This window comes from Rahnella contaminans, from assembly GCF_011065485.1.
GTDB classification, from domain to species: domain Bacteria; phylum Pseudomonadota; class Gammaproteobacteria; order Enterobacterales; family Enterobacteriaceae; genus Rahnella; species Rahnella contaminans.
The window spans coordinates 319,305-330,122 of sequence record NZ_JAADJS010000004.1; the positions used below are offsets into that span (position 1 = coordinate 319,305).

A 10,818-nucleotide genomic window follows, 5' to 3' on the forward strand; every position below is an offset into this window, starting at 1 on the left:
TAAATACGCTGTGTATATATTCTAAAGAAACAATTAATATGTTCTCTTTAAACAAATAATTTAATCATATTCCAATGGTCTTGAGACGGTTTAAAGTAAACCGGGGAGCATTAATAGCGTTTTTTACAGATCTTTTTAAGAATGAAATCTTTCATTAAAATCTCACGTTTTTTCGATACAGAAAGCAGATCGGGTGGTTTTTAACCATAAGACAAAAGGGAAGGAGGGATTCACTTCTGCCTTGCCCAGGGAAAACCCAACTCAGGAGGCAGAAGATTGCTCTGATATTGTTGATAAATTAGGAAAACCATATCCATTGTTACAATTTCGTCTAGAATATATACCAATAAACGCTGTCTGTTTTGATTGATATTTCTAACAATACAAGCTTCAGGCATTCACGCCTTTGGGAGAGTTACATGCAAGAAAATCACAAGATTCTGGTGGTCGATGACGATATGCGCCTGCGCGCACTTTTGGAGCGTTATCTGACTGAACAGGGCTTCCAGGTGCGTAGCGTTGCCAATGCTGAACAGATGGACCGTTTGCTGACCCGTGAGTCATTCCATCTGATGGTTCTGGACTTGATGTTGCCTGGCGAAGATGGTTTGTCTATCTGCCGCCGCCTGCGCAGCCAGAGTAACCCGATGCCGATCATTATGGTCACGGCAAAAGGCGAAGAAGTTGACCGTATCGTGGGCCTCGAAATTGGTGCCGACGACTATATTCCTAAGCCGTTTAACCCGCGTGAATTGCTGGCCCGTATCCGTGCGGTACTGCGTCGTCAGGCGAACGAGCTGCCGGGCGCGCCTTCTCAGGAAGAAGCCGTGATTTCCTTTGGTAAGTTCAAGCTGAACCTCGGTACCCGCGAGATGTTCCGTGAAGATGAGCCTATGCCGCTGACCAGCGGTGAATTCGCCGTACTTAAAGCGCTGGTGAGCCATCCGCGTGAGCCGCTGTCCCGTGACAAGCTGATGAATCTGGCTCGTGGACGCGAATACAGCGCGATGGAGCGTTCTATCGATGTGCAGATTTCCCGTCTGCGTCGCATGGTAGAAGAAGATCCGGCGCATCCGCGTTATATCCAGACCGTCTGGGGCCTGGGCTACGTATTTGTGCCGGACGGCAGTAAGGCATGAGACGAATACGCTTTTCACCGCGTAGCTCGTTTGCCCGAACACTGTTATTAATCGTCACCTTGCTGTTCGTCAGCCTGGTGACGACCTATCTGGTGGTGCTGAACTTTGCCATTCTGCCAAGCTTGCAGCAGTTCAATAAAGTCCTGGCGTATGAAGTCCGTATGCTGATGACCGACCGGCTGCAACTGGAAGATGGCACGTTGCTGGCCGTGCCGCCTGCGTTTCGTCGCGAGATTTACCGCGAACTGGGCATTTCGCTTTACACCAACTCTGCGGCTGAGGAGAGCGGTCTGCGCTGGGCGCAGCACTACGAATTCCTCAGCCAGCAGATGGCGCAACAGCTTGGTGGCCCGACGGATGTGCGCGTTGAGGTCAACAAAAATACCCCGGTTGTGTGGCTGAAAACCTGGTTGTCACCTGACATCTGGGTACGCGTTCCTCTTACCGAAATCCATCAGGGCGATTTCTCGCCGCTGTTCCGCTATACGCTGGCGATTATGTTGCTGGCCATTGGTGGTGCGTGGCTGTTTATCCGCATCCAGAACCGACCCCTTGTCGAACTGGAGCATGCAGCTTTGCAGGTCGGGAAAGGCATTATTCCGCCGCCATTGCGGGAATACGGCGCTTCCGAAGTGCGTTCCGTGACGCGTGCCTTTAACCAGATGGCTGCCGGTGTGAAGTTGCTGGCTGATGACCGCACGCTGCTGATGGCCGGTGTAAGCCATGACCTGCGTACGCCGCTGACGCGTATCCGCTTAGCAACAGAAATGATGAGTGATGGTGACGGTTATCTCGCCGAGTCGATAAATAAAGACATCGAAGAGTGCAACGCCATCATCGAACAGTTCATTGATTATCTGCGCACCGGGCAGGAGATGCCGGCGGAGATCACCGATCTCAACGGTATTTTGGGTGAAGTGATTGCCACCGAAAGCGGCTACGAACGTGAAATTGATTCCGATCTGGCCGACGGTGAATTGCTGGTGAATGCGCATCCGTTGTCCATCAAACGCGCCGTAGTGAATATGGTGGTGAACGCCGCCCGTTACGGGAATGGTTGGATCAAAGTCAGCAGCGGACGTGAACTGCAGCGCGCATGGTTCCAGGTAGAGGATGATGGCCCGGGGATTGAGCCGGACCAACTCAAACATCTGTTCCAGCCCTTCGTGCGTGGCGAAAGTGCCCGTACTACCAGCGGAACCGGCCTGGGGCTGGCTATTGTGCAGCGTATTATTGATGCACATTCCGGGACTCTGGATATCGGCCGCAGTGACCGCGGTGGATTGAGGATCAGGGCGTATCTGCCATTACCGGTGGAGATGCTGCAGAAAGCTGCCGTAACCGTTACGGGTTCTTAAATTGGAAGAGTGGACGTTTCGGTTTTTCACTTGCAGTGATCGCTTGACGCGCTGCGCCGAAACCGACAAAAGAGGGCCAGGACGGCCCCTCTCTTGACTCTCCGCGTCTTTTTACAACCCGCGGTGTCGCTCGCAAAGTCTGTTTCAGCAACTTCGGTTATTGCCGCAGCGGCAAGATTTCGCGGCAATCGCAGGAGTTTCTGAAACATAGCCAGCGAGCGATAGCGCGTAGTGAAAGAACCGGTGATTCTGAAGAGGCGCGGCGATAGGCGCCTATTGAGGCCGGTGTCTTGACCTAAAGGCCCGTTTGGGAGCCAGCCCTGGTTATTGCGGGATAAAACGCCTGCCTGCGTTTAACTTTTCCGACTCATCACATAATATTCCGCGGCTTCCTCCCGCCATCTTGGCGTCTCCGCCACATCCCACGGATTCACCAGCGTAATGCCGGTATGCGCAAACCGGTCATGGTGGTCTGTTGCCAGGCTGGCCTGGTGTTGCAGGCAAATCGCTGCCAGTTGCATCTCGCGTTCAGTCATCGCCACGTGCGCTTGTTTTGATAAAGCCGCTACGCGCACGTAATGCAGTGCGCTGGCGGCATCGAATGACAACAGGCGACCCTTAAAATCCTGATTCAGCATGCCGAGCAACGCATCGGCGAACGCGGTTTTCGGGGCGTCTGCGGGTAAATTTTCCACCCAGGTAAAAAGTTCGGCGACCGTGAGGCTGGTCAGGTAAAGCTGAATGGCATCCTGTGCATCGAGCCACTGGAGAACGGTCTTCTGTGGTTTGCGGCTGATTATCTCAAGGATGATGGCGGTATTGAGAATAATCACTTGGGCGGCAGCTCCAGCAGCGTTGTATTCAGCGTGGCAAAACGCTGGCGGAGCTGGCTGCCGAGGCCAAAATCAGGGGGCGTGCTGGTCAGTGCCTGCTTCAGAATTAAACGCGCCTCCTCTTCCATTGAATGGCCTTTTTTGGCGGCGGCAATGCGCAGCAATTCCTTCACTTCGTCATCCAGATTGCGGACAGTCAGGGTAGCCATGTGAAATTCCTGTGAGAGCAGTGGAAGCATTGCTGTCATTCTGGAATGTGGCCGGGAGGGATGCAATAAAAAAAGGCGCGGAAGCCCGCGCCTGTGAAAGCAGAGATTATCGCTTAACGGTGCGGGCCTGCGCTCACCAGCGCTGCGCCTGCCGGTGTGTCCGTATATTTATCAAAGTTATCGATAAACAGCTGGGCCAGATGCTCGGCTTTTTCCTGCCACTGCTCGCGGCTGCCGTAAGTATTACGCGGATCCAGAATATGGCTGTCGACGCCCGGCAGTTCGGTTGGCACTGCCAGATTGAACAACGGCAGCGTGAAGGTTTCGGCGTCGTCGATAGTCCCGTTCAGAATCGCATCGATGATGGCGCGGGTGTTTTTCAGGGAAATACGTTTACCCGTGCCGTTCCAGCCGGTATTGACCAGATAGGCCTGTGCGCCCGCCGCTTCCATGCGTTTTACCAGCACTTCGGAATATTGCGTCGGATGCAGCATCAGGAACGCAGCGCCAAAGCAGGCAGAAAACGTTGGCGTCGGTTCATTGACGCCACGCTCGGTGCCCGCCAGTTTCGCCGTAAAGCCGGAGAGGAAATGGTATTGCGTCTGGGATGCAGTCAGCCGAGAAACTGGCGGTAATACGCCAAACGCATCAGCCGTCAGGAAAATGACTTTACTGGCATGCCCGGCTTTCGATACCGGTTTCACAATGTTCTCAATGTGATAGAGCGGGTAGGAAACGCGGGTATTCTCGGTTTTACTGTTGTCATCGAAATCGATTTTGCCGTCGGCGCTGACCACCACGTTTTCCAGAAGCGCATCGCGTCTGATGGCACCAAAGATTTCCGGCTCCGCTTCTTTGCTCAGTTTAATGGTTTTGGCGTAACAGCCACCTTCGAAGTTGAAGACGCCGTCGTCGTCCCAGCCATGCTCGTCATCACCAATAAGTTTACGTTTTGGATCGGTGGATAACGTGGTTTTACCTGTGCCGGAAAGGCCAAAGAAGACGGCCACATCGCCTTTTTCACCCACATTGGCAGAGCAGTGCATCGACGCGATCCCCTGCAAAGGCAGCAGGTAGTTCATGACGGCAAACATGCCTTTCTTCATTTCGCCGCCGTACCAGGATCCGCCGATAAGCTGGATACGTTCGGTCAGGTTGAAAGCGATGAAGTTTTCGGAGTTCAGGCCCTGTTTCTGCCAGTCCGGGTTGGTGCATTTCGCGCCGTTCATCACGATAAAGTCAGGCTCGAAACCTTCCAGTTCACTGTCCGTCGGGCGGATAAACATGTTTTTGACGAAATGCGCCTGCCAGGCCACTTCCGTAATGAAGCGGACTTTCAGTCGGGAATTGGCGTTCGCACCGCAGAATGCGTCGACGATAAACAGGCGTTTTCCTGAAAGCTGATGGGTGACCAGCAATTTCAGTGAAGCCCAGATTTCCTGAGAAAGCGGTTTATTATCGTTCTTTCCTTTGCCCTGATCGGCCCACCACAGCGTGTCACGGGTGGTGTCATCGCGGACAATGTATTTATCTTTCGGCGAGCGGCCGGTAAAAATGCCGGTATCGACATTCACGGCGCCCAGCTCCGTCACCTGCCCGCGTTCAAAGCCTTCCAGACCGGGCGCTGTCTCTTCTTTGAAAAGAAGATCGTAATCAGGGTTATAGACGATTTCGCTGTTCTGATGGATCCCGTAACGGGCGAGTGTTTCGGCGGTGACCCCGATAGTGGTAGGCATTTCCCTGCTCCTTGGCCTGAATTAGAAACCCCAAAGCCTGAAGCATTAGGGATAAACTAGTTGTAATTGTAGGTATTTATCGCTTTTGAACCGCGATAGAACTCAAAGAATAACGGGAGATGTGAATATTTTTCCATAATTGTGATGAAAAACGCGAAATATGTGCAACGTTGGTTATATATAAGCAATAAAAAAGGGACTTTTCGGTGAAAAGTCCCTCAGATAGCGTGGGTTAACAATCAATGAATATGATCATTTCCCGGATGAACGTCGCCGTCCGCTTTCAGGGTAGCCAGATCCATCGCGTCAAACTCGTAGTCTGATCCGCAATAATCACAGTGCATTTCGATTTTCCCGTCAGCTTCCAGCATTTCCAGAATTTCTTCATCAGGCAGCGTCAGCAGGGCGCCGGCGCAGCGTTCGCGCGAGCAGGTGCAGCGGAAACAAACGTCCTGCGGCTCATACAGGGTGACTTCTTCCTGATGATAAAGACGATAAAGCACTTCGTTGGCCGGCAGGGTGAACAGCTCTTCTGCTTTGATCGTAGTGGTCAGCTGAGCAAGATGGCTGAATTCTTCCGGATCAGTATCTTCGGCTGGCAGCACCTGCAACAGCATGCCGCCTGCGGCTGGCTGGCCTTCAATTTCACCGGTACGGATAAAAATGCGGGTCGGCAGCTGTTCGGACTGCATGAAGTAGTTTTCCAGACACTCCGCCAGATTTTCGCCTTCCAGGCCGACGACGCCCTGATAGCGCTCGCCCACGCTTGGGGAAATGGTGATCACCATGTAGCCGTTGCCAATCATCTCTTTCAGCGAGCTGCCTTCAGCGATATCACCTTGCAGGCGCGCAATACCGCGCAGTTCCTGTCGGTTGTTCCCGTTGATCACCGCCAGTTTCAGCGGGCCATCACCTTGCAGCTGAACGGTAATGTCGCCGTCAAATTTCAGCGTGGCAGTCAGCAAGCTGGTAGCAACCAGCATTTCGCCCAGAAGATTACGGACTTCTGCCGGGTAATCGTGACCGGCAACGATCTGCTGGAAGGTTTCATTGAGCGCGACCAGTTCACCGCGGACGGCGTGGTTATTGAACAGGTAACGGTGCAGTTGGTCATGATTGGACATAATTTTCTCTCTCAGTGGCGATCACTCTTGATCGCCATATTTAAATTTGATCAGGTTGCGGCGTTCCTTTTTATCCGGACGTCTGTCCGGATGCGGCATCGCATTCATTTTCCGCGCTTCCGAGATTTTCTCCCGGCTGACGACGCTCGCGTCGGTTTCCTGATAAAGCGTCTGTGCTTCTTCCGCACTGCGGCGCTGAGTCGTCAGCCCCAGCACAATGATCGTTTTGGTGTCATTTCCCTGACGAAGGGTGATTTCGGCATTCAGTTCCATCAGCTTGCTGGGTTTTCCCCGCTGGCCGTTGTAATGCACTTTGCCGCCGTCAATCATCTCGCGTGCCAGCGCGCGGGTCTTATAAAAACGAGCCGCCCAAAGCCATTTATCGAGACGTACTGCATTAGCGTCTTCTTCCGTTTTGACTTTCATTTTTCTCCCCTGAACATGCCGGTATTACCTGGCCGGGCCTGCCACGGGGTCAATCGAAGGCAACAGGCTGCGGAAGTCATTAATCGAGGGATAATCCTGAAATGACTTGTTTGCCAGGGTGGAATCCGGATTTTCTATACCCAGACAATAGCGGATACCGAAGGTTTTTGCCGCTTTCAGGATAGGTTCGCCGTCGTCGACAAATAATGTTCTCTCAGGATTAAAACCGGTCTGTTGTTGCACCGCGGACCACAACCGCTGATCTTCCTTCGGATAACCAAATGTGTGGGTGGAAAGTAATAAATCAAGGTGCTGATCCAGACCGGTATGTTCAATTTTAACCGAAAGGCTGTGCGGATGCGCATTGGTCAGCAAAATGGTGTGGCGTCCGGACTGTCGCAAATGGGTCAGAAAAGGCACCGTATCGTCGCGTAAACGTGCGTTTTTGCCGATGTTAGTGGTCATCTGGTAGATATCAAGATCTAACCGTTCGCTCCAGTAATCAAAGCAATACCAGTTCATGGTGTGCTGAACGGCGAGGTATTCGTCATGAATAATCCGGCGCGCATTCTCCAGCGGAATGGCGCGTTGCTGGCTGAGCGCCAGCGGCACATCCTGCAACCAGAACTGGCTGTCGAAGGCCAGATCCAGCAGCGTGCCGTCCATATCAAGTAAAACGGTGTCGATGTTGTTCCAGTCAAAATCAGGGGGCATGACAACTCCATGTCCTGGCGGCTGGATGCAAATCGGGCGGCGCAGGAACGAATGATGAAAAGCAGGGAAGGGCGTCAGGGTAACATAATCACTCACGGTGGCGCAGCGCCACCGTGTGTTTTTCAGCCGGGATTATGGACCGGCATCGGCATCAGCGTGGGGTGAAAGCAAGAGTTGTAATATTGCTGAATGTCGTCGATACGGCGTTTATCTTTCACGAAGCGGCGGACAAACAGCAGGGTATTCACCAGCAGGATCCCGATGAGCAGGAACAGCAGTAAACTGGTGCCCAGATAGCGCCATAGCGTCGAAATATCCGGCTCGCTGTGCAGTGAAATATGGCGGGTGCCGTTTGCATCAATGCTGATACTGGTAATCACGCCCTGCGCGCTGAACGGTGTATGCAGCAGCAGTGACGAGAGATGTTGCAGCTGTTTCCACTGATCCTGCGCCGGATTTCCGGATAACCCGGCTGGGGGCACCGGCATTTCAATAAGCTGGTGTCCTTCATCATTGCTGATCAAAAAGCCTCCCGGCGGCGGGCTGTTCAGGCTGTCAGCGGCGCGGCGGGTTTCCTGAATGAAGAACGAAGACGTTGCGTTGTTAACCAGCTCACTCAGCGACTGCGCGCTGACCGGGCGCAGCAGGACATTAATCCCCTGCAAAGAACCGGCTTTCGCGCGTTTGACTAATGCGTTCCAGTTACTGGAGTTACCCAGATTGACCAGCGCATTTTTCAGACGCACACAGTCATTGCTCTTGCCGCACAGCGTTTCGGTTTTCAGAACGATATCCGCGAAATCATCGAGCAGGATCATGCCGGATTTTTCAATGGCAGTCGCCAGTTGCGGGTTGATGTTCTGCTCCGGGCTTTCTCCCGGATGCATCTGGTTATTGACCGTGGTCTGCAACGCGGTAGCGGCATCAATAATTTCGGACTGCGGAACCGGCAACGGCGTCGCGGTATTCCAGTAAATCCCGGAGCAGTCAAAAGGCATATAACCGGAGGCTGTCCGGCTGGCGGACGGCGGCACATAGCACATGCCGGTTCCCTGAACTTTCAGGGTATCGCCGACGCGCAATGCGGTTTTTTCCAGTTCCTGCACGCTGTTGACCTGAGAGCTTTGTGCGCCCTGAAGCCACGCGACGCTGAGCTTTAAAGGCAATCCGAGCGGGACATAAACCAGTAAAACCAGCAGCAGGAGGAAAGCGCAGGTGGCCAGCACCAGATTTTTACCCCAAAGCTGGAGCGGAAATTTTTTCACTTCTTCATGCAGCGACAGATAGCTTCCCTGTCGGACAACCTGGCTGTTCATATACACTTCTACGTCGGTCGGTTGCCCTAAGTCACGGCCGATATAAGGCTGCCAGTGCGGCGGATAAACCAGATCGACAGCGCCCAGTGAAATGTTACTGATATCGCCCTGTTTGGATTCACCAAACAGACCCCAGCGTTTAGGTAAGCCGCGCAGGCAATGGATTTCCTTACGGTTTTTACCTAAACGTTCGGACACCAGCCGCCAGATGACCCATGCCACCAGACAGGCAGTAAGCGTCAATAACCAGGGCAGCAACATGACCGGGCTTTGCAGCGTGATAAATAACAGAAGAAGCGCGCCGGAGATAGCCAGCGCTTCTTTCACGCCGTTCGAACGGGTCAGCGCGTGCTCTTCCCGCGTTTCCCGTCGCACTTTCACCAACTCGATATGTTCGCTTTCTTCATGACGAATCGAAGCATTTTGCGGTTGTGAGGGGATAACGGCAGAAACCGGCGTGGAGCCTTCGTAAACGTGATCGGCCAGCGTGTGACCATTGAGCGAGATCACCAGCGGCATGGTTTGGGTTTTGATGAGCTCGACCTGATTTTCCTGGGCAATATATTGTTCCCAGAAAGGCGGAAGATGGATTTCAGTGGCGTCCAGAAAGTAACGCCACTTGTTGGGATCTTCGCTGGCGACGCCATAACGTGTAATCGCCCGCGTCAGGCTGTATACGTTTTCACTTTTGGTGGTCAGCGTGAGTTTATCGCGCAGGATAATCAGATTATTGCGGTGGGTAATCGGCGTCTGGCCGAGCCCTTCATTCTGACGAAGATAGCGTTCGACGGCATCGCGCTCTTTCTGTGAAAGTTTCCGCTGGCTGGGTGTGGGGAATCGCACGACGGACTCGTCGCGTTGGCGACGACGCATTACAAGCCAAAAATAAGACCCTGTGGCAATGATTGCGATACACAACAAAACCAGTGTCACGACTACTGTGCTCATCCGATCCCCGTTCAGACGTGGGTGACTTACGTCAACTCTGTGAAAGTATTATACATAAACGAAATGCACATTCTGCGCGCAGCGGCCTTTTTGATAGGAATTTTATTATTATTTGCCTGAATGGTGTGCACAAAAACACCAATGTAAAGGATACCGGCAATTGTGAAGTTCAGGGTATCGGTATAATCCTATTTTGATGTGGGTGTGTTTTTGTTAAAGCAAAAGTGTGACACCGGTAAGTCAACGCGTCTTTTTTAAACCGGGCGGGCGTGCTTTTTAAACAAAAATTCTTGCTAAAGGGATCGGAGGCACGGATGTTATTCTGTAAATATTGCGATTCTGACCCGCATTAACGCACAATGACTTCTGCAAGCGGCTTTTTAATCGTAAAACGAACCCATTAGAACGCCTCTGGTCAGGTGAATAATAAGCTGGGGATGAAATGACACAACACCTGCAAAAACCGAAAATCCTGAAGGTGGAAACCGTTGCCCGTTCGCGTTTGTTCACCATTGAATCCGTCGAACTGGCTTTCAGCAACGGCGCCGGGCGTGTCTATGAGCGCATGCGCCCTTCAGAACGTGAAGCGGTGATGATTATCCCGGTCATTGACGATGAACTGGTGCTTATCCACGAATATGCCGTGGGCATCGAAAGTTACGAACTGGGATTTCCGAAAGGGCTCATTGATGCCGGTGAAGGCGTGCTTGAAGCGGCGAACCGCGAACTGATGGAAGAGGTGGGCTTTGGCGCGCGGCACTTTGATGTGCTGGCAAAACTGACCATGGCTCCGTCGTATTTCTCGAGCCGCATGAATATCGTCATCGCCAAAGATTTGTATCCGCAAAGCCTCGAAGGTGATGAGCCGGAACCTTTGCCGCAAACCCGCTGGCCGGTTTCGCGCATGATGGAACTGCTGCAACATCCTGATTTTTGCGAGGCACGTAACGTCAGTGCGCTATTCCTCGCGCATGATTTCCTGACGCGTAACGCGCGCTAAACGGGAACTGCATCC

The 10,818-nt window shown here is 52.7% G+C and carries 10 protein-coding genes; 3 read left to right on the plus strand and 7 right to left on the minus strand.

The window, feature by feature from the left end; translation table 11 throughout:
- Positions 1-419 precede the first annotated feature (419 nt).
- Together ompR and envZ are read left to right on the plus strand one after the other, a co-directional pair.
- Positions 420-1,139 (plus strand): osmolarity response regulator transcription factor OmpR, encoded by a 720-nt coding sequence (gene ompR, locus GW579_RS18675; RefSeq protein WP_009635740.1) that lies wholly within the window; start codon positions 420-422, stop codon positions 1,137-1,139.
- Positions 1,136-2,497, plus strand: a complete 1,362-nt coding sequence (gene envZ / locus GW579_RS18680; protein ID WP_165061008.1) for a two-component system sensor histidine kinase EnvZ — start codon at positions 1,136-1,138, stop codon at positions 2,495-2,497. The genes ompR and envZ overlap by 4 nt, the downstream gene beginning before the upstream one ends.
- A gap of 353 nt (positions 2,498-2,850) precedes the next feature.
- On the opposite strand, the gene GW579_RS18685 is transcribed toward envZ, so the two are convergent.
- The 7 genes from GW579_RS18685 to GW579_RS18715 all read right to left on the minus strand — a co-directional run bounded on the left by GW579_RS18685 (position 2,851) and on the right by GW579_RS18715 (position 9,803).
- Positions 2,851-3,330: a PIN domain-containing protein gene (locus tag GW579_RS18685; protein WP_165061011.1), complete on the minus strand. Its 480-nt coding sequence runs from the start codon at positions 3,328-3,330 to the stop codon at positions 2,851-2,853.
- Positions 3,327-3,539 carry a FitA-like ribbon-helix-helix domain-containing protein gene (locus tag GW579_RS18690; RefSeq protein ID WP_165061014.1) on the minus strand — a complete coding sequence of 71 codons (213 nt, stop codon included), beginning with the start codon at positions 3,537-3,539 and terminating at the stop codon, positions 3,327-3,329. Before GW579_RS18690 ends, GW579_RS18685 begins: the two co-directional genes overlap by 4 nt.
- A gap of 113 nt (positions 3,540-3,652) precedes the next feature.
- Positions 3,653-5,275 (minus strand): phosphoenolpyruvate carboxykinase (ATP), encoded by a 1,623-nt coding sequence (gene pckA, locus GW579_RS18695; protein ID WP_165061017.1) that lies wholly within the window; start codon positions 5,273-5,275, stop codon positions 3,653-3,655.
- Between the two features lie 239 nt (positions 5,276-5,514).
- Positions 5,515-6,399, minus strand: coding sequence for an Hsp33 family molecular chaperone HslO (hslO, locus tag GW579_RS18700; protein WP_152327523.1), 885 nt, complete (start codon positions 6,397-6,399; stop codon positions 5,515-5,517).
- 21 nt (positions 6,400-6,420) lie between these two features.
- Positions 6,421-6,825: a ribosome-associated heat shock protein Hsp15 gene (gene hslR, locus GW579_RS18705; protein ID WP_165061020.1), complete on the minus strand. Its 405-nt coding sequence runs from the start codon at positions 6,823-6,825 to the stop codon at positions 6,421-6,423.
- A 24-nt stretch (positions 6,826-6,849) separates the two neighbouring features.
- Positions 6,850-7,539 (minus strand): GMP/IMP nucleotidase, encoded by a 690-nt coding sequence (gene yrfG / locus GW579_RS18710; protein ID WP_152327521.1) that lies wholly within the window; start codon positions 7,537-7,539, stop codon positions 6,850-6,852.
- Between the two features lie 122 nt (positions 7,540-7,661).
- Positions 7,662-9,803, minus strand: coding sequence for an intracellular growth attenuator family protein (locus GW579_RS18715; protein WP_206738972.1), 2,142 nt, complete (start codon positions 9,801-9,803; stop codon positions 7,662-7,664).
- A gap of 442 nt (positions 9,804-10,245) precedes the next feature.
- Here GW579_RS18715 and nudE point away from each other — a divergent pair, with 442 nt between their 5' ends.
- Entirely contained in the window at positions 10,246-10,803 is a 558-nt protein-coding gene (gene nudE, locus GW579_RS18720) for an ADP compounds hydrolase NudE (protein ID WP_165061023.1), read from the plus strand.
- The last annotated feature ends 15 nt before the right edge of the window (positions 10,804-10,818 follow it).

What these genes read in the sequence shown, in the direction of transcription:
- ompR (WP_009635740.1), top strand. Translation starts at nt 420, where the DNA reads ATGCAAGAAAATCACAAGATTCTGGTGGTCGATGACGATATGCGCCTG.
- envZ (WP_165061008.1), top strand. Translation starts at nt 1,136, where the DNA reads ATGAGACGAATACGCTTTTCACCGCGTAGCTCGTTTGCCCGAACACTG.
- GW579_RS18690 (WP_165061014.1), bottom strand. Translation starts at nt 3,539, where the DNA reads ATGGCTACCCTGACTGTCCGCAATCTGGATGACGAAGTGAAGGAATTG.
- pckA (WP_165061017.1), bottom strand. Translation starts at nt 5,275, where the DNA reads ATGCCTACCACTATCGGGGTCACCGCCGAAACACTCGCCCGTTACGGG.
- hslO (WP_152327523.1), bottom strand. Translation starts at nt 6,399, where the DNA reads ATGTCCAATCATGACCAACTGCACCGTTACCTGTTCAATAACCACGCC.
- hslR (WP_165061020.1), bottom strand. Translation starts at nt 6,825, where the DNA reads ATGAAAGTCAAAACGGAAGAAGACGCTAATGCAGTACGTCTCGATAAA.
- yrfG (WP_152327521.1), bottom strand. Translation starts at nt 7,539, where the DNA reads ATGCCCCCTGATTTTGACTGGAACAACATCGACACCGTTTTACTTGAT.
- GW579_RS18715 (WP_206738972.1), bottom strand. Translation starts at nt 9,803, where the DNA reads ATGAGCACAGTAGTCGTGACACTGGTTTTGTTGTGTATCGCAATCATT.
- nudE (WP_165061023.1), top strand. Translation starts at nt 10,246, where the DNA reads ATGACACAACACCTGCAAAAACCGAAAATCCTGAAGGTGGAAACCGTT.